This window comes from Thalassospira sp. MCCC 1A03138 (assembly GCF_002115785.1).
In the GTDB taxonomy this organism is placed as follows: domain Bacteria; phylum Pseudomonadota; class Alphaproteobacteria; order Rhodospirillales; family Thalassospiraceae; genus Thalassospira.
In genome coordinates this window covers 1-19,078 of the sequence record NZ_JFJY01000014.1, presented here as the reverse complement: position 1 = coordinate 19,078, position 19,078 = coordinate 1, and the positions used below count along the sequence as shown (strand labels likewise).

Genomic DNA, 19,078 nt, shown 5'->3' with positions numbered 1-19,078 from the left:
AAGCGTCCTTCAATTCACAAGCTAGCGACATAACCTATGATGATTCTATAAATTCATCATATCATTGTGTCAATCATATTACTTATCAACTTTAGTATGGGTGTAAAACCGCCACTTTCCGGGATTATTCACCGTTGTCGCCTTTGTCGAAAATCATCACACAAACGCAACCTAAATCAAAAAGAGACGACTCTCGGAAATTGATATGATGACTTCATGCAAATGCACCGCTAGACTGCTGATAGCGCCACGAAAAACACCCTAAAAACAGAAGGATAGGCACAGGGAATGACCGACATCACCAAGGCAAGCCGAATTCTGGCCGATGCTTTCACCCAAAACATCCTGATTGATCCCTTGCCCGACGGTGCCAACCCGACCGACTTCGAAACAGCATACAAGGTTCAGCAGGCAACCCTTGCCCTGACAGGTGCGAAACAAACCGGCTGGAAGCTCTCGGTGGCAACACGTGCTGCACAGGCGGGGCTTGGGCTTGATGGGCCGTTGATCGGGCCGCTGCTTGATGGCCGGATTATCGCCGACGGAGCCACCATCACCACAAATGATGTCCATTTCCCGAATATCGAGGCCGAGATTGCCGTGGTCATGGCTAGCACTCCTGCTGCCAATGCTACCGCCAAAGCGATCCTTGATCACATCAAAAGCGTGCATCTGGCGATAGAGATCGCAGATCGCAGATTTACCAAAAAACAGGGACCGGTCTCGACATTGGCCGATTTGAATTCCACCGGCTATCTGGTGCTTGGCCCGGAAATTGCCGATTGGCGCGATATGGCGTTTCTGAATGGGCCGGTAGAAACGCGGTCCGATGACAAGGTTCTAGCGCAAAACAGCGACCCCGCCGCATGGCCTGATCCGTTTGGCGGATTGGCCTATCTGGTGCGGTTCCTCGCCAAACGCGGTCAGAACTTAAAAGCAGGCGATGTCATCACCACCGGGGCCTGCGCCCCGCCGACCTTGACCAAACATGGCCGTATCGAAGCGATTTTTGAAGGTGTCGGCACCGTGCGCGCCGAAATCAAAACCGCCTAAAAACGTACAGAAAATGGCAAAGGGGCCTTGCGCTGCAAACCGCATGGCCCTTTTGTTTTCAGTATCTATACATCTTCGCAGAACCGGTTGACCGACACCCCCGCGACATCGACACGCAGCATGACAAGTTTGCCTGCATCCGGGAATTCGGCACGTTTTTCGGCCGGGTAGTTTTCCATGTGACTGGTGACATAAAGCGTTTTCATGTCCACCCCGCCAAAGCACGGCATGGTCGGATTTGGCATCGGCATATCAATTGATAGCAACAAGGTACCATCAGGGGAAAACCGGTTCAGTTTGCCCGCCGAAACACCCGCACTCCAATAACAGCCTTCCATATCAACCGCCGCACCATCCGGGCGTCCGACCGTGTCGTTAAGATCAAGGAAACGCTGACAATTACTGATCGCGCCGGTCTTGGCATCAAAATCCCAGCGATTGACCCAAGGCCCACGAGAATCCGAATGATACATAATGCGACCATCGGGCGACCATGCCAGACCGTTGGAAATCTTGATCCCGCCGGCCTTGTGTTCGACTTCCCCTGATCCGGTAACGCGATACAGCGATGCCACCGGCTGCTTGTCGGCATTCTGGTCCATGGTGCCGACCCAGAATGCCCCGTCCGGGCCGATTTTGCCGTCATTAGTGCGGCTCATGTCATTATCACCATCGACCGCGGCAAGCTTTTCGCGCACCCCGGTTTTTGGATCAAACAGGATAATATCACTTTTCAGCGCCACGACCAGACGCCCCTGATCGGTCAGACCGAAACAGCCGACTTCGCTCTCGAATGACCAGCTATGGCGCTGCCCGGTTTCAATATCAAGCGCATGGATTTTCTGACCAATGATATCGGCCCAGTAAAGGCGGTTATTGTCGCCGTCCCAGTTCGGGCATTCGCCCAGTTCAAACCGTTCCTCCAGCAGAATGCGGGGCTGTTGTACGGCTGAAATATCACCTGACATGATCCGTTCCTGTATTCTTTCCGACGCAATTCGTCATACGACTTGTGTGCAGGCGCTCGGGGCAACTTGTCAACAAATTTGCGTGGAAACTTTACAGGATGTTCTGTGCGTGGAAGTCGCGACGTTACATATCACGCGCATGGTCGGTTACCCGCTGGCGGGCTTGATGCAGGTGATAGCGCATTAGCAATTCCGCGCTCTCGCCGTCCTGCCCACGAATCGCATCATAAATCTGACGATGTTCCAAAAGAACCTTTTTTACCCGTTCGGCCGATCCGGTGCGCGTGATGTTCAAGGCGACATTCATGGTTTTGGCAATCACGCCATGTAGGGACGTCAACATGGTGACAAAGATATCATTGCCGCTGGCGCGTGCGATTGACATGTGGAATTCAAAATCCGCCTGATCGGCTATATCACCGGCTGCAATACCTTCTTCAAGCATCTTAAGCGCACGTTCGATGTCGCGATGATGACGCAGTGTGGCGCGTTCGGCGGCCATGCGCGCGGTTGCCCCCTCGATCGCAATGCGGGCTTCAAAACAGCGCAGTAACCCGGCCACATCATTGATCCCGCCAAACTCGATCAACCCTTGTGGTGGTCGTTTCTTGACGAATGATCCAACTCCCTGTCGGGCATATACCAACCCGTCAGACTGCAATTTGCGCAGGGCTTCGCGTACCACGGGTCGCGACACACCAAAGGATGCACATATTTCATTTTCAGAGGGCAGCTTGGCCCCTTCGGACAGATTGCCCGATACAATCTGCTCAAGTATCTGCCCGTAAAGCTGATCCGCAAGTTTTTCACGCTTCTGGATTTTAAGTTGCAAGCCGGTCATTTCCCCAATCCCCGTCAACTTGTCATCTTGTCATTCTTACTTGTAAGTTTTATCGGCAAATTCTGAGGGGGTAAAGGGGAAGCAATCAGTCGACCAGTGAATAATCCCGCCTGCCGACCAATTCCTCGTGATCATCGACAAGGCTATTATCCGATCCGCTCAAAAGGCCTGGTGTCAGGGTCATGACGCCAGAAAGCGTATCATTATAGCCAAGCACCCTGACATCGCCGAATTCCTTGAATTCAGGACGGTTATGGACGTTTGGTACATGCGACACCGGCTCGACACAGAATGTCTGACCGTTTTCCGGGATATAGAATTGCAGATTCGACAAAGTGTCACTGGCTTCCAGAAGCAGGCTTAACTGCCGGTCTGCCCAGACCATTTCCGCCTGTTTGTTCCAGCCGATATAATGAATATCAAGCCCCTTGTGATGGCGGATCATTTTTCCATCGGCAAAATCGCGACCAAGATCGATCACCGTGCGCGTTGTGGGTAACTTGCCTTCGTCGGTTCCGAAACAGTCGGTCGCAACAAACTGTACCCATGCACTTTCGCCTCCGGGGAACCATGGATGCAACCCGATCCCGTATGGCATCGGATCCTTGCCAAGATGACGCACACCGATTTCGATTGAAATAGTATCGTTTGCGACCTTGATCTGCTGCCAGGCGACATAACAAAAACCGGTCAGCGGATCATCATGTTTGTGATTGAACCGGATGGTATCAACCGTTGGACGTTCGATATCCCAGATACTTGAAATACCAAATCCGTGAATGGCATGCGGGTCCGGTGCCCGATTTGCCGGAACATTGATGGTTTTGCCATCGAATTCGAACTGGGCATAACCCAGCCGGTTGGCAAAGGGTACCATCGGAAAACATCCAAGGTGCGAAGGATTGCCCGATGCCGGGGAATAATCGTCAACCGGACGCAACAGGTTTACCACCCCGTTACCGTCGGGACGCACCCAGTCGATCCGCGAAATGGCCCCGCCCCGCGGGACAATTCCGACCCTGAACGGACCACTGTTCCAGCGATATTCCGGTTCGGCCGATTTGGCCATTGTCGTCGCCCCATCACTATATCAAAATCATATGATGACTTTCCGTCACCAACATCGTAGGACTATTTCAGGATGTTAAATTCATCATTATTAACATCTGGTTCCGATCATAGCGGATTTGCAGAGCAAGAAAATGAGCAACAACTCCGCGCAGAACGCGCCACGAAAAGTTTCGCTGACCGAAAAGGTCATTGCAAGCCTGCGTCACGAAATTGAAAGCGGCATGCGCACGCCCGGCAGCAAACTTCCAACCGAGCCGGTTTTGACCGAACAGTTCGGCGTCAGCCGCACGGTGGTCCGCGAAGCCATTGCGGCCCTTAAGGCCGATGGTCTGCTCGAACCGCGCCAAGGAGCAGGCGTGTTTGTGCTGGCTCCCAATCCGCGCAAACTAGGCAGCACGATCTTTGCCGTCGATTCCGCGCAGATTTCCGATGTCCTGGAAATTCTTGAACTGCGCATGGCAGTCGAGATCGAGGCAGCCGGTCTTGCCTGCGCACGAAGCTCTGCCGCCCAGCAGGCCAAAATATACGAAGCCCTGCAGGAAATGACCGACTGCTTTGAACGCGGCAATCCGACCGAAAAGGCCGATTTCGAGTTCCATCGCGCGATTGCCGATGCGACCAATAACCGGCGTTATGTCGAGTTTCTCGAACATCTGGGCGATAAGACCATCCCGCGCGCGCAATTACGCCGCCGCCCTCCCGAGGTCGAAGACCAGAAAAACTATATGCAGAAAATTCTGGCCGAACATCATCGCATCTTTGATGCGATTGCATCGCGTGATGCCGAAACGGCCCGCACCGCAATGCGCGAACATCTCAGCCAGAGTCAGGCCCGCTACCAAAGCCTGCTGCGGCAGCGCTAGGCAGACTCTAGCTCTGCTTGATCAGGGTGACGATATCACGCATGTCATCGAAAACAATATCGGCCCCGGCGTCATAAAGCCGGGTCGATGCATCTTCGCGCTGCCCGGCATAATGCCCGCCCCCGATATAACCGATGCAGGTCATGCCTGCTGCCACGGCGGCCTTCACCCCGGCAATAGAATCCTCGATCACGATTGCCTGATCCGGACGAAACCCCATTTTATCAGCGGCATATAAAAACAGATCCGGTGCTGGTTTACCGTTAAGGACGAAATCGGCACTGTAAATATCGGTTCCGAACCAATGGCCCAGTCCCGTCACGTTCATTGTCCGTTCAAGCCGCTGCACCGAACTGCTTGATGAAATGCAAAACGCGATCTTGCGTTTTTTAAGCGCGGCAAGGACCGTATCGATTGCGTCTGTTTTCCGAAGTTCAACGTCGTAACGGGCAAACAGACGCTCATAAAAGAACGGCTTGAATTCGAGGGCGATGTCACGTCCGGTTTCAAGGCGGATATGTTCGATCGGGGCGGCACTTGATCGCCCGGTAAAGCGTGCTGCAACTTCTGCTAGACTTAGCGGTGCACCGTAATGATCAAGCACATCGACAAGTGTTGCCAAGGAGATCGGTTCGCTGTCGACCAGGACACCGTCACAATCAAAAAGAACGACACCCTTGCCGGTCATGATCGGTGCCAGTGTCCGGTTACGGACGTTATCTTGGACATTTCGGGGGGCCATGTTGAACCTGGCTTCATTGGGTTTGATGACAAAAGCCTATACAAATGCGAATATCACAGTCAACCAAAATGAGCATTTGACCAAATGATGCACTTTTGCTCAATTGCACGTCATGTAAATTTATTGCGGACAAAAAGATACGCGGAAATCGCTTGAAATCAGGGTCGGATTTGCGCTCAAAACGCATCACACTACCAATCGGCCCCGCGGGAGGAAGATCAAATGAGCCCTACAGATAAGTTCATCATCGGCGTGGATGTTGGCACCGGAAGCGCACGCGCTGGCGTGTTTAGCGTCGATGGAAAGTTGCTTGGCAGCGCCGCCCATGCCATCGCCATGAACAAGCCAAAACCTGATTTTGTCGAACAGGACTCGGAAAATATCTGGCAATCGGTTTGCCAGTCGGTTCGCGACGCGCTGGCAAAATCAAATATTGCCGCCGATCAGGTCGCAGCCATCGGATTTGATGCCACCTGTTCGCTCGTGATCCGCGATACTGATAACCGTCCGCTTGGCGTAACACCGGGTGGTGCGGATAACTGGGATGTTATTGTCTGGATGGATCACCGTGCCATCCGCGAAGCCGAAGAATGCACCAAAACCGGCACCAAGGTGCTAGAATATATCGGCGGCACCATGTCCCCCGAAATGGAATTGCCCAAACTGATGTGGCTGAAACGCCATCATCGTCAGAACTGGGACAAAATGGGCGCGGCATATGACCTTGCCGATTTCCTGTCTTTCCGCGCAACCGGCAGTGACGACCGGTCCTGCTGCACAATCACCTGTAAATGGACCTATTTGGCGCATCAGGATGATCCGTGGGATCGCGCGTTTCTTGATCAGATCGGCCTTGATGATTTCCCCGGCAAGGCCGGAATTAACCGCAAGGCATTGGGTGTTGGCGATCTGATCGGCAATCTGTCAGATCAGGGGGCCGCCGAACTCGGCCTGACCACCGATTGCGTCGTGGGGGCAGGCTTGATTGATGCCCATGCCGGGGCCCTTGGCACACTTGGCGAATATCTGGATGGCAATCTTGATGAACGCTTTGCCATGATTGCCGGAACATCCACTTGCCATATGGCTCTATCCTCCGAACCGCGTTTCATTAAAGGTGTCTGGGGCCCCTATTTCGGGGCGATTGCGCCGGGTCTTTGGTTAAACGAGGGCGGTCAGTCTGCAACCGGCGCGCTGCTTGATCATATCGTGGCCATGCATCCGTTTTCGCACAACATGGGCCGTGATGCGCACAAGCTTGCAGGGGAAAAGCTTATGCCCCGGATGATGGGAACACCCGATCTTGCGCCCCGACTGCATGTTCTGCCCGATTTTCATGGCAATCGGTCGCCACTTGCCGACTCAGAAGCACTCGGCGTGATTTCAGGTCTCAGCCTTGATCAAAGCGAGGAGAGCTTCCTTGACCTTTACTGGGCAACCGCCTGCGCGATTGCCTATGGCACGCGCCATATCATTGATGCCCTGAACGCAACGGGCTATGAGATCAAACATATCCATCTAAGCGGCGGACACACTGCAAGCCCGGTTCTGATCAAACTTTATGCCGACGTCACCGGCTGCAATGTCGTGATGTCCGACTGTGCCGAACCGGTCCTGCTGGGATCCGCGATGCTGGGTGCGGCGGCCCTTGATCCCGAAGGCGGTCTTGCCCTTGCATCGCGCCGGATGGCTGGCAAGGAAACCATCCACGCCCCGGACCAAACCTCAAAGGACGCCCACGATAGGCGCTATGCCATTTTCCACAAGCTTCATGCCCACCGACAGGAACTTGATGCCATGGCAGCAGGCTGATTCATAAAAAAAGCCCCGCAACATACGCAGCGGGGCTTTTCATTTTGCTCACAAGCCTCATCAGGCCTGAACGGTTTTCTGACGCTGGCTTCCCAGCCCTTCGACGCCAAGCTCCATGACATCGCCGGGTTTCAGGAAACGCTGCGGCGTCATGCCCATACCGACACCGGGCGGGGTACCAGTCGTGATGATGTCGCCCGGCTGCAGGGTCATGAATTTCGACAGATAGCTGATCAGATAGGCAACGCCGTAAACCATAGTTGCTGTACTGCCATTCTGAACACGTTCGCCGTTCAGTTCCAGCCACAGACGCAGGTTCTGCGGATCGGCAACCTCGTCCCGTGTCACAAGCCACGGGCCAATCGGGCCGAAAGTATCGTGGCTTTTGCCCTTTACCCATTGTCCGGCATGTTCAAGCTGAAACGCACGTTCGGACACATCATTGACCACGCAATAACCGGCAACATGACCAAGCGCCTCCGCCTCGGTCACGTATTTGGCTTGCTTGCCGATCACGATGCCCAGCTCAACCTCCCAGTCAGATTTTTCCGACCCACGCGGGATTTCGACATCATCATTCGGGCCGCAAACTGCCGACGTTGCCTTGAAAAAGATGATCGGCTCGGGCGGCACCTGCATGCCCGCCTCGGCGGCATGATCGGAATAGTTCAAACCGATGCAAATGAACTTGCCTGGTTTGGCAACACAGGCACCAATTCGCGGATTGCCGGAAACTGCCGGAAGTTTTTTGGGATCAAGGGCTGCGATTTTGGTAAAGGTCGCATCGGAAATGGTCTCGGGATTGTAATCCTCGATCACCGACGAAAGATCGCGGATTACACCATCCGGATCTAGAAGCCCGGGCTTTTCCGCACCGGCAGCCCCAAAACGCAGAAGTTTCATTTAATATTCCTCCCATGATCGGTTTATTTGTATTCCTCATACAAATAAACCGATCATGGGTCCAGTAAGGATCATTGATCTTGTAAATTAAAAGGGCCGCAGATTTGCGGCCCTTGTTGGGATCACGTTGTGACGATCACGCAAGGTTTTCCTGAAAAAACTCGGCCGTCCGTGCATTGGCGGTTTCTGCATCCTTCTCGTCGTAATGCGCCCCGCCCTTGCGCGCAAACGCATGATCGCGACCGGGATAGAAATGAAGCTCGGTCAACGGATGGTCATCAAGCGCATCCTTGATAACGGCCTGCGCATCGGCAGGGATATATTCATCATTCCCGGCAAGGTGAATGATCACCGGCTGTTTGATCTTCCCGGCTTCGCCGACATAATTGTTCATGCCGCCACCATAATAGACGGCAAAGGCATCGCCATCAGTTCGCGTGGCCGACAGGAAGGTCAAAAGCCCGCCAAGGCAGAAACCGACAACACCGGCCTTGCCATTTGCACCATCAATCTTGCGTGCTGCCGTCAGGGTTGCCGCAATATCCTCGACACCCTTATCGACATTAAATGCCTGATAATAGCCAAATGCCTGTTTCCATTCTTCTTCGGTCTTGTCGGTGATTTCGATCCCGGGCTCGATCCGCCAGAAGAGATCAGGACAAACCGCGATATAGCCCTGCTTGGCATAGTCATCGGCAATGCCGCGCATGACGGCATTCACGCCAAAGATTTCCTGAATAATCACCACCACCGGTGCCGGTAATTTGGCCGGCATGGCGACATAGGCATCGAAATTTCCGTCCGGCGTCTGCACGGTCAGCTTGCTGGTCATGATGGTCCTCCTTGTCGATATCGGATTTTCCGGCGACGCCGGTTGTTTCCCTGATGAGGTATTGGATCATACTGATTTCGCAAGGGCGTGGCAGAAATCCCTGTCCCTCAGATCAGTTTCGCCACGGATTAACCGCACGACGATCCACCACACCCGGTACGATCCCGCGTGCCGCGTTAGATACATGATCCATCACGTTGCTGGCTGCGATATCGTATTGACGTGCGATCATGCGCTTTTGCCGTTCAGCAAATAACGGTGCACGATCCGCCAGATCAATCGGGCTTCCGGCCGTTTCCGTCCCCGCAAGAAACGCATCGCGATCCAGCCAATCCAGTGTATTTTTCGTCAGATCAAGACGCAGCACATCCCCGTCGCGCAGATGACCGATGCCGCCACCAACGAAGGCCTCTGGTACCATATGGCCGATACACGCCCCCTTCGTCACGCCGGAATAACGGCCATCGGTGATCAGCATGCTTGATGCTTCAAGGATGCGATGATGGCGCAGGTTCTGGGACGGTGAAAACATTTCCGGCATGCCATAGGCTTCCGGCCCCTGCCCGCCAATGACAAAGGCAAAGGACAAATGCCCCTGTGCCAGCATGTCCTTTGGTGCATCCATATCAACCCGGTTGCCACCATTGCGCCGCACCACGGCAGCAATCAGGTCTTCGTCCACGCCATCGGTTTCAATCAAACGCGTCACCAGATCGGGCGAGGCAAAATCAGCGTTACAGACATGCTCGTTTTCATAATAACGCACGATGAAAACGTGATCGTCGAAATGTTCGATCAGATGGTCGCTCATACCCGATGTCTTGACCGTACAATTCTCAAAGAAACTGCCGGTCAGAACGTCAACACCGGACCGCTTGCGCACCGGCGTTGCCCGGATAACCGATTTATCCCCCAGCGACAGATCAACGGGGTTTTCAAGATTTGCAATCCTTTCCCCCCATGTCCTGCCAAGAACCGTCGGCGCATCAAGATCCATCGCCACACCAAGATCGGCCAGAATGCGATAGATGCTTTCCATGCCGCGGTTTTTGCCTTCGGCCATTTGCTGCGCCAGAACAAAGGTATCGCGGTTTTCGGTCAGGCTATGGGCGAAGATTTCCGGCACCGGCGTTTTAAGACGCACATCCTGATAATCATCAATCGTCACATCAAACCCGGCATAGCGCATCATGAAGGGCAAATGCAGCAGCATGTTGCTGCTTGACCCCGTGGCATTATGGATGCGAACGAAATTGGCAAAGTTGCGTTTCAACAGATTGCTGATCGCATATTCAGGTTTGTTGAATACCCCAAACAGCGCATCAATCCCGGCCGCCACCGCCGCATAAGGCGGCACATCGGTAAGCAATTCCAGTTCAGGCGGTGTCAGGCCAAAGGCTGCCAGCATGGTGCGCGATGAATTGCCCGTGCCGTTAAAGGCGCAAATCCCGCCCTTGGAATCACAGGTCGCCCCGGCGAGCTCGTCAAGAACCCGGCGTTCCATCTTGCCATCGATAATGCCCAGCAACCGCGCCCGGTCCAGCAACCCGGCAAAGGCTTCGTCAGACGTGCATTGCAGGATATAGCGCATGTTTTCTCGAATATCCGAACCAAGGTCATCATGCCCGGCCAGATCTGCATCATCGGCAATTTTATCTAGCAACCGGCGGGTGCCATCGGGAATTTCCCCGCCCTTCAGAACGTGGGACGGCGCAAACACCGCCCAGACAGGGGCCTGATCGCCGCGATACTTGCGCGCCTGATCGGCGGCCGCCAAACCGGCCACAACGGCGGCGGGTGATTTGTCGCACCCGGCAATCACATAAGCCGCATGATAACTGTGGCCTTCAAAGGTAATGTTCACGGCAGCAGCCGTATGGTTGCGTGACGCAAGCGAATAACTTTGGCCGATATTGTTTTGCGCCGTGCCATCGCAGATTACCGGTACATGAAACAGGAACGGCACCCCGCCCATTTCCCAGATACGAATGGCCGCCATCAAGGCCTGTGGCCGATCCAGCAAATGCGCAGGATGATCCGGTGCGCCGCCGATAATCGCAATGCGTGGCCGGTTTTCCACTAAACGCCCGACCACATCGCGGATTTCGGGCACCGCAAATTTCCGATCGCTAGCAACAACCGGGTTTTCATTCACCGCATCACGCAAAAGACGGACAACCGTAATCGGCTGATTGGCCAGCCCCTGAATACAGTCACGATAGGGATTGGCTTTTTCATCAATGGTAATGGCATTGGGGATGGATCGGGATTGGTGGGGCATGATCGACTCTGACTGCGGGATATCGGGGCTGCGGAATAATGGCGATTATGGCTTAACGTTACTTCGTTTTGGGTAGATTATCAGACAAGTCCGCCGTCGACGATAAAGCTTTGTGACGAACATGCCGATGACACGTCAGATGCGAGGAAAAGCACCATCTGTGCAACATCATCCCCGACAAGTCGACGCTTGATGCATTGTTCGGACTGAATGCGCTCTTCATCTTCCGGGCTGATCCAAAGGTCAAGCTGTCGCTGGGTAATGATACAGCCCGGAATGACCGTATTGACCCGGATACCATCAGCACCCCAATCACGCGCCAGTGCGCGCGTCATGCCAACCACACCGGCTTTGGCCGTTTCATAACCGACCAGATCGGGCAGCCCCATCAAATAACTTACCGAACTGAAATTAATGATGCTGCCCCGGCCCTTCTCGGCCATGCCCTTTGCCACGGCACGCGAACAGAAAAACTGGTGTGACAGATTGACATCAAGCTTGTCACGCCATTCATCCGGCCCGGTTTCTTCGGGGCTGTGGCGATCATCACGCGCGGCATTATTGACCAGCACATCAATCACGCCGATTTTCGATGCCATTTCGGTAACTGCCTTGGGAATTCGGGCCTGATCGCGCAGATCAAGTGACATGTAGTACGGACGAACATCCAGATCGCGTTCGATTTCGGCACACAGTTTTGCCGCAGCATCATCATCGATATCAAAAAAACCGACCCGCGCGCCCTGCACACAAAAAGCCCGGACGATAGACGCCCCGATGCCCGATGCGCCACCGGTCACAAGAACCGATTTGCCCTGTATGTCGTGATAACTCGCTGTCATGACGTTCCCTGACTTGTTTTCATCTTTTATTTTTCACTATCAAATTAAATGCTGCGCTGCACCAACTCAAATCCACATAGAATCAACTAAACATGCGGTTCAATGATGGATTTTAGCCTGAAAAGCGAGATTTTTAATTTGTTCATTAAAAAAAATTTGACAGGACGGATCGAAGGCGTCAACATTTTTTCGACAACAAAAATAAATGTCACTGCAAGACACATATCATTCAGGGAAGAAACAGATGAAAAAACTCCTCTCCTCGGTCGCACTGGCCGGTGCCGTGCTGTTTTCCGCCAACGCCTTTGCCGACGATCTGATCGTTGGTGTCAGTTGGTCAAACTTCCAAGAAGAACGCTGGAAAACCGACGAAGCCGCCATTGTGAAGGCGCTTGAAGCAGCTGGCGCACAATATATCAGTGCCGATGCCCAAAGTTCGCCGTCCAAACAGCTTTCCGATATCGAAAGTCTGATTTCGCGTGGCGCAGATGCCCTTATCGTTCTGGCACAGGATTCCTCATCCATTGGCGCTGCAGTCACACAGGCGATCAATGAAGGCATTCCGGTGGTTGGCTATGACCGCCTGATCGAAGACCCGAACGCCTATTACATTACGTTCAACAACAAGGAAGTCGGCCGTCTTCAGGCCGAAGCCGTGTTTGCCGAACAGCCGAAAGGCAATTACGTCTTCATCAAAGGCGCACCGACCGACCCGAACGCCAATATCCTGCATGAAGGCCAGCTTGAAATCCTTCAGGCCGCTATCGATAGCGGCGACATCAAGGTCGTCGGCGAAGCTTATACCGATAGCTGGCAGCCAGCCATCGCCCAGCGCAACATGGAACAGTTCCTGACCGCTGCCGACAACAAGGTCGATGCTGTTGTTGCCTCAAATGACGGCACCGCCGGTGGTGTTGTTGCTGCCCTTTCCGCACAGGGTATGCAGGGCATCCCGGTTTCCGGTCAGGATGGCGATCACGCAGCACTTAACCGTGTCGCTCTTGGCACCCAGACGGTTTCGGTCTGGAAAGATGCCCGCCTTCTCGGACAGCGCGCAGCTGAAATCGCCGTTGAACTGGCAAAGGGTACAAAACTTGGTGATGTCGAAGGCACCGAGGATTGGAAAAGCCCGAACGGTGTCACCATGAAGTCCTACTTCCTTGATCCGGTGGCGATCACCCAGAACAAGCTTGATCTTGTGATCGACGCGGGCTGGGTATCCAAGGACGTCGTCTGCAAAGGGGTTGAAAGCGGCAAGGTCGCTGCCTGTAACTAGGCAGGTTTCCTCCCTCCGACCTTGTTAAACCCCGGGGCCGGCCGCACCCTGTCGACCGGCCCCGCTGCCTGACGAGCATTTTACATGACAAGACTACTTGCCAAGATGGAAGTCGACCGCCGCCTTGTAGGGCTCGCCGTTGTGCTTCTGGTTATCTGGATCGGCTTTGATATTGCCTCCGGCGGCCGCTTCATCACCCCGCGTAATATCTTCAACCTGTCGGTTCAGACGGCATCTGTTGCCGTGATGGCCTGTGGCATGGTTCTGATTATCGTCACCCGGCATATCGATCTTTCGGTCGGCGCGATACTGGGTGTTCTTGCGATGATCATGGGGGTCGTGCAATCCGACATCCTGCCGCAATTCCTTGAATACAATCACCCGATGACATGGATCATTACCCTGCTTGTCGGGTTGATCATTGGCGCGGCAATAGGCGGGGTTCAAGGCCTTGCCGTTGGCTATCTTGGCGTTCCGGCATTTATTGTGACCTTGGGCGGACTTCTGGTCTGGCGCGGGGCGGCCTGGTGGGTCACGCAGGGGCGCACTGTTGCCCCGCTTGATCACAACTTCATGCTGCTGGGCGGCGGAATCGAAGGCACAATTGGCGCAACCTGGAGCTGGATCGTCGCAGCCATCGCCATTGCCGCAATCATCTATGCCGCCATTATGGAACGTCGCCGCCGGTTATCATTCCAGTTTCCGGTCAAACCGATCTGGGCGGAATATACCAATACAATCATCAAGGCCGGATTGGTTCTGGTGGCGATCATCACGCTGAATGCCTATCATCTACCCGAACGTGCAGCCGAACGCATTCTTGAAGATCGCGGCATTCCAGTAACGCCTGAAAACCTTATGATTTCGCACGGCATTCCGGTTCCGCTTCTGATTGTTGCCCTTGTGGCGATTGTTCTGACCATCGTTGCCAAACGCACCCGGTTTGGGCGCTACGTTTTCGCCATGGGCGGCAACCCACAGGCCGCCGAACTGGCCGGCATTAACGTCAAACGCATGACGGTTGCGGTTTTTGCCCTTATGGGGGTTTTGTGCGCGATCAGTGCGGCGATTTCATCGGCACGCCTGCAATCGGCGGGCAATGACCTTGGCACGCTTGACGAATTGCGCGTGATTGCCGCGGTTGTGATCGGCGGAACGTCGCTGGCCGGCGGTGTCGGCACCATCTATGGCGCGCTGATCGGTGCCCTTGTGATGCAAAGCCTGCAAAGCGGTATGGCGCTTTTGGGCGTCGACACGTCGCTGCAAAGCATCGTCATCGGTCTTGTGCTTGTCCTTGCCGTGTTCAGCGACAAATATTTCCACCGTCGTTATAGCGACCCGACCAGCTAGGAGTATGGGGAAATGAACGATATCAAAACCGGTCAAAGCCCGCTGGTCGAAATGCGCGACATCCATATCAGCTTTGGCGGCGTCAAGGCAGTCGATGGGGTTTCCATTGATCTTTATCCCGGCGAAGTCGTTGGCGTTCTGGGTCATAATGGCGCTGGAAAATCAACCCTGATCAAGGTTCTTTCGGGTGCATATAAGGCCGACACCGGCCAGATCATCGTCGATGGCCATGAAGCCAAAATTGAAAATGCCCGCGATGCCCGCGACAACAATATCGAAACCATCTATCAGAACCTGGCCCTTGCCGATAATCTTGACGCCGCCCAGAACCTGTTTCTCGGCCGTGAAATCGTTGATAAATTCGGCTTTCTTGACGATGCAGCGATGGAACACAAGGCGCGCGAAGTACTGCATCGCCTGAATCCGAATTTCCATAAATTCACATCACCGGTTTCGGCCCTTTCGGGCGGGCAACGCCAATCGGTCGCGATTGCGCGCGCGCTTTTGTTCGAAGCCCGCGTCCTGATCATGGATGAACCCTGCGCGGCACTTGGCGTGCATGAAACCCGCATGGTCGGCGAACTGATTGCCCAGCTTAAACGTGACGGGCTCGGTATTTTGTTGATCAGTCACGATCTTCATGATGTGTTTGATTTGTCTGATCGTTTGCATGTTATGAAGAACGGCAAGCTGGTCGGCACCGTCCCGACCAAAGATGTCACCCATGATGACGTTCTTGGAATGATCATTCTGGGTAAAATGCCCGAACATCTTATGCATCTGGCCGGGCCGGGTGCTACCAACGCCCCGAACAAAGAGGCCCTTCAATGACTATCGACTTTCCGAATACCGCCCGCGATATTCTGCCCGACGATCATGGCAATGCCATTCTGGTTGGTCGCGTCTGGGACCCGCGCGTTTCCGGCCCGACCCCGGTTGTTGTCGATCAGGGCAACCTTCGCGATATCAGCAAACTGGCCCCGACCATCAGTCAGCTTCTTGAACGCGAAGACCTGGTATCGCAGCTTCGCAATCCGTCTGGTTTCCCGCTTGTCGGTACGCTTGATGACGTTGCGGCAGCATCCAAACCCGGTGCCGGATCGCAAACCCTGCATCTACTAAGTCCCAATGACCTTCAGGCGATCAAGGCCAGTGGCGTGACGTTTGTCGCAAGTCTTCTGGAACGTGTGATCGAAGAACAGGCGCGCGGCGACGCCAGCAAGGCCGACCTGATCCGCACCGAAATCACCGGCATCATCGGCGATGACCTGTCACAGATCGAACCGGGATCGCAAAAGGCCGCGGACATCAAGGAAGTCCTGATCGGCAAAGGCGCATGGTCGCAATATCTTGAAGTCGGCATTGGCCCTGATGCGGAAATCTTTACCAAATCCCCGCCGATGTCGGCCGTGGGTCATGGCGCGCATGTTGGCCTGCATCCGATTTCAAACTGGAACAACCCGGAACCCGAAGTCGTTCTCGCCGTCAGCTCAAAGGGCAAAATCATCGGTGCGACCCTTGGCAACGATGTCAATCTGCGCGACGTCGAAGGCCGCTCCGCCCTGCTTCTGGGCAAGGCAAAGGACAATAACGGGTCTTGCGCCATCGGGCCGTTCATCCGCATTTTTGATGGTAATTTCACGCTTGAAACCGTCAAGCAGGCCGATCTTGAAATGGCGGTCGACGGACAGGATGGCTATCACCTTGATGCTGGCTCCTCCATGAGCCAGATCAGTCGCTCACCCGAAAGCCTCGCCGCACAGGCGTGCGGTAAACATCACCAATATCCGGATGGTTTCATGCTGTTTCTCGGCACGATGTTTGCGCCCACCGATGATCGCGGTGGTGCTGGTAAGGGCTTCACCCACGAAATGGGCGATCTCGTTACCATTTCGACCCCCTGCCTCGGCAAGCTTTGCAATCAGGTCGAGCGGTCCGATGCCATTGCGCCATGGACCTTTGGCATTACGGCACTGATGACCAATCTGGCCGCACGCGGATTGCTTTAACCTGCTGCATCACCAGCTTGCCAAAGCGGTAAAAAACATACCCTTATCCGGTACCGGGTTTATCCCCGGTACCGACCCCGCCTTGCAGAATAACAGGCCCCGCCCATGAGCCGTCGAACCGATTACGATACCCCGCGCCAACCGTCCCAGATCGCCATTCTGCGCTTTCTGCGTATCCATGGCCCGGCAGCACGGATCGATATCGGCAACGCCACGGGATTAAGCCCGGCAACCGTCACCTCACTCACCGCGGACCTGATTGCCCAGGGGCTGGTCAAGGAAACACAAGGCGTACCAAACACAGTAAATGGCAATAGCGGCCAAAGCGCTACACGCGGCCGCCCCAAGGTTCTGCTTGATCTTGTGCCCTCTGCGGCCAGTGTGGTTGGCGTTAAACTAACGATCAATCTGATTGAAATCGCACTGGGAAATTTCAAGGGCGAGATTGAACGCAGTATCCAGCACAGCATCAACACCCGTGATCTTGATGAAACATCCCTGGTCACAACACTTTGCGATCTGATTGATCAGTTCATCACCGATAACCGCGATATCGCTCCAAACCCGCCCATCGGGATCGGTATCGCCATCCAAGGTGTCGCCGACAGCAACAGCGGCGAAATCATCTGGTCACCGGCCCTTCGCAATCGTCACATCGCGATTACCAAACCGTTGCGCGAACGCTTTGGTGGCATTGTCCAGATGTCAAACGATGCCAACTGTATTGCGACCGCAATTACCCAGAATAATAATCTTGGCGGCAATGGCGATTTTGCCGTGATCATGCTGGGCTATGGCGTGGGTATGGGGCTTGTCCTGAACGGGGCGGTCTATAACGGGCATTTTGGCGCAGCCGCCGAATTTGGCCATATGAAATACCAGCCCGACGGGCCGCTTTGCAATTGCGGGCGACGCGGTTGTATTGAAGCCTATATCGGGGATTACGCCATTTTGCGTGATGCCAGCGGCCTTATTGACCTGCCCGATCCCAACAGTCTGCATCCCAGTGAAAAACAGATGATGGATCTGGTCAAACGGGCGCGTGACGGCCACGACGACCTTGCCGATCTGTTCCGCCACGCCGGAAAGGTACTGGGATATGGCATTGCCAATCTGATCGCCCTTCTGGGACCGGAACGCATCCTGATTACCGGTTCCGGCGCACGCGCCTATGATCTGATGGAACCCGAAATCGAACGCGGCCTTCGCGAGGCACAAGTGCCGGAGCTTCGCAGCGGACCAAAGATTATCCACCTGCCGTGGGACAAGGATCTGGCATTGCAGGGTGCAATCGGCCAAAGCCTTTTGCGCCATGATGAAAGCATGTTTGCCAACCCTCCGATAAACTGACCGGATCAATCATCCGAAATGCAAAAAGCCGCCCGAAACGGGGCGGCTTTACGCGAGATTCAGCAAAGCATAACAGGATCAGCGACCCATTTTTTTGCGCCATGCCTCATAATTGGCTTTGGTTTCGTCCTTGGTCGCCGGATACAGGCCGATGATCGGCTTGCCCGCCAGAACTTCTTCGAGAACGAAATCTTCAAAGCTTTCCATGCCGCTGCATTCTTCGGCCAGTTCGTCGGCAAGATGGGCCGGAATGACGACAACGCCATCCTTATCCCCGACCAGAACATCCCCCGGGAAAACCGGCGCGTCGCCGCACCCGATCGGCACGTTCAGATCATATGCTTCATGCAGGGTCAGGTTGGTCGGAGCCGACGGACGGTTGTGATAGGCGTGGATATCAAGCTTGCCAATACCTTCCGCATCACGGAAACCGCCATCGGTAACGATACCGACAACGCCGCGCTTCATCAGACGGGTTACAAGGATCGAGCCTGCCGATGCCGCCCGGGCATCCTTGCGGCTATCCATCACCAGAACATGACCAGCCGGGCATTGTTCAACCGCCACACGCTGCGGATGGTTGGGATCACGGAAAACCTCGATCGGGTTGCGGTCTTCGCGGGCCGGGATATAACGCAGGGTATAGGCCTGCCCGACCATGTTTTCACCTTTTGGCGCAACCGGCCCGACATCCTGAATAAACTGATTGCGCAGGCCACGTTTGAAAAGGGCTGTGCAAAGCGAGGCCGTGCTGACTTTCTTAAGCTTCTCGCGCGTTGCGTCGCCAAGGACATAATCGCTCATTATATGAACTCCGTAGGTGCGCCGGGGTCCGATCACCCCGGCAAATCAATGACATGCGATCAGGCCAGATCAGCCGGCAGG

At 54.6% G+C, this 19,078-nt stretch carries 17 protein-coding genes; 8 read left to right on the top strand and 9 right to left on the bottom strand.

What is annotated here, in order from left to right; all coding sequences use genetic code 11:
• The first annotated feature begins 288 nt into the window (after nucleotides 1-288).
• Nucleotides 289-1,053 (top strand): 2-keto-4-pentenoate hydratase, encoded by a 765-nt coding sequence (locus TH468_RS20440; RefSeq protein WP_085646292.1) that lies wholly within the window; start codon nucleotides 289-291, stop codon nucleotides 1,051-1,053.
• A gap of 65 nt (nucleotides 1,054-1,118) precedes the next feature.
• Here TH468_RS20440 and TH468_RS20435 read toward each other — a convergent pair whose 3' ends face one another.
• From TH468_RS20435 to TH468_RS20425, 3 genes are all read right to left on the bottom strand, one after another.
• The gene (locus TH468_RS20435; RefSeq protein ID WP_085646291.1) at nucleotides 1,119-2,021 is read right to left on the bottom strand and encodes an SMP-30/gluconolactonase/LRE family protein; all 903 of its coding nucleotides are present in this window, start codon (nucleotides 2,019-2,021) and stop codon (nucleotides 1,119-1,121) included.
• Between the two features lie 124 nt (nucleotides 2,022-2,145).
• Nucleotides 2,146-2,862 (bottom strand): FadR/GntR family transcriptional regulator, encoded by a 717-nt coding sequence (locus TH468_RS20430; protein WP_007091578.1) that lies wholly within the window; start codon nucleotides 2,860-2,862, stop codon nucleotides 2,146-2,148.
• Between the two features lie 85 nt (nucleotides 2,863-2,947).
• On the bottom strand, nucleotides 2,948-3,931 hold the full coding sequence (locus TH468_RS20425) for a hypothetical protein (RefSeq protein WP_085646290.1): 984 nt from the start codon (nucleotides 3,929-3,931) through the stop codon (nucleotides 2,948-2,950).
• A 133-nt stretch (nucleotides 3,932-4,064) separates the two neighbouring features.
• On the opposite strand from TH468_RS20425, the gene TH468_RS20420 reads away from it, so the two are divergent.
• Nucleotides 4,065-4,796: a FadR/GntR family transcriptional regulator gene (locus tag TH468_RS20420; protein ID WP_007091580.1), complete on the top strand. Its 732-nt coding sequence runs from the start codon at nucleotides 4,065-4,067 to the stop codon at nucleotides 4,794-4,796.
• Nucleotides 4,797-4,803: 7 nt separating this feature from the next.
• Here the strand turns inward: TH468_RS20420 and TH468_RS20415 are convergent, their stop codons facing one another.
• The gene (locus TH468_RS20415) at nucleotides 4,804-5,538 is read right to left on the bottom strand and encodes an HAD family phosphatase (protein WP_085646289.1); all 735 of its coding nucleotides are present in this window, start codon (nucleotides 5,536-5,538) and stop codon (nucleotides 4,804-4,806) included.
• 222 nt (nucleotides 5,539-5,760) lie between these two features.
• On the opposite strand from TH468_RS20415, the gene TH468_RS20410 reads away from it, so the two are divergent.
• A complete protein-coding gene (locus tag TH468_RS20410) occupies nucleotides 5,761-7,350 on the top strand; it encodes an FGGY-family carbohydrate kinase (protein ID WP_085646288.1) in 1,590 nt (529 codons plus the stop codon).
• A 60-nt stretch (nucleotides 7,351-7,410) separates the two neighbouring features.
• Here TH468_RS20410 and TH468_RS20405 read toward each other — a convergent pair whose 3' ends face one another.
• From TH468_RS20405 to TH468_RS20390, 4 genes are all read right to left on the bottom strand, one after another.
• Nucleotides 7,411-8,253, bottom strand: a complete 843-nt coding sequence (locus TH468_RS20405; RefSeq protein WP_085646287.1) for a fumarylacetoacetate hydrolase family protein — start codon at nucleotides 8,251-8,253, stop codon at nucleotides 7,411-7,413.
• Between the two features lie 136 nt (nucleotides 8,254-8,389).
• Nucleotides 8,390-9,085 (bottom strand): dienelactone hydrolase family protein, encoded by a 696-nt coding sequence (locus tag TH468_RS20400; protein ID WP_085646286.1) that lies wholly within the window; start codon nucleotides 9,083-9,085, stop codon nucleotides 8,390-8,392.
• 112 nt (nucleotides 9,086-9,197) lie between these two features.
• On the bottom strand, nucleotides 9,198-11,366 hold the full coding sequence (locus TH468_RS20395) for a dihydroxy-acid dehydratase (protein ID WP_085646285.1): 2,169 nt from the start codon (nucleotides 11,364-11,366) through the stop codon (nucleotides 9,198-9,200).
• A gap of 80 nt (nucleotides 11,367-11,446) precedes the next feature.
• Nucleotides 11,447-12,208 carry an SDR family NAD(P)-dependent oxidoreductase gene (locus TH468_RS20390; RefSeq protein ID WP_085646284.1) on the bottom strand — a complete coding sequence of 254 codons (762 nt, stop codon included), beginning with the start codon at nucleotides 12,206-12,208 and terminating at the stop codon, nucleotides 11,447-11,449.
• 244 nt (nucleotides 12,209-12,452) lie between these two features.
• Here TH468_RS20390 and xylF point away from each other — a divergent pair, with 244 nt between their 5' ends.
• From xylF to TH468_RS20365, 5 genes are all read left to right on the top strand, one after another.
• Nucleotides 12,453-13,484: a D-xylose ABC transporter substrate-binding protein gene (xylF, locus tag TH468_RS20385; RefSeq protein ID WP_085646283.1), complete on the top strand. Its 1,032-nt coding sequence runs from the start codon at nucleotides 12,453-12,455 to the stop codon at nucleotides 13,482-13,484.
• Between the two features lie 84 nt (nucleotides 13,485-13,568).
• Complete coding sequence (locus tag TH468_RS20380; RefSeq protein ID WP_210402275.1) at nucleotides 13,569-14,834, top strand: sugar ABC transporter permease; 1,266 nt, start codon at nucleotides 13,569-13,571, stop codon at nucleotides 14,832-14,834.
• 12 nt (nucleotides 14,835-14,846) lie between these two features.
• Nucleotides 14,847-15,665, top strand: coding sequence for an ATP-binding cassette domain-containing protein (locus TH468_RS20375; protein ID WP_085646281.1), 819 nt, complete (start codon nucleotides 14,847-14,849; stop codon nucleotides 15,663-15,665).
• Entirely contained in the window at nucleotides 15,662-16,843 is a 1,182-nt protein-coding gene (locus tag TH468_RS20370) for a fumarylacetoacetate hydrolase family protein (protein WP_085646280.1), read from the top strand. Before TH468_RS20375 ends, TH468_RS20370 begins: the two co-directional genes overlap by 4 nt.
• 105 nt (nucleotides 16,844-16,948) lie before the next feature.
• Nucleotides 16,949-18,193, top strand: a complete 1,245-nt coding sequence (locus TH468_RS20365) for an ROK family transcriptional regulator (protein WP_085646279.1) — start codon at nucleotides 16,949-16,951, stop codon at nucleotides 18,191-18,193.
• 78 nt (nucleotides 18,194-18,271) lie between these two features.
• Here TH468_RS20365 and TH468_RS20360 read toward each other — a convergent pair whose 3' ends face one another.
• Nucleotides 18,272-18,997 (bottom strand): ribonuclease activity regulator RraA, encoded by a 726-nt coding sequence (locus tag TH468_RS20360; protein WP_085646278.1) that lies wholly within the window; start codon nucleotides 18,995-18,997, stop codon nucleotides 18,272-18,274.
• Between the last annotated feature and the right edge of the window lie 81 nt (nucleotides 18,998-19,078).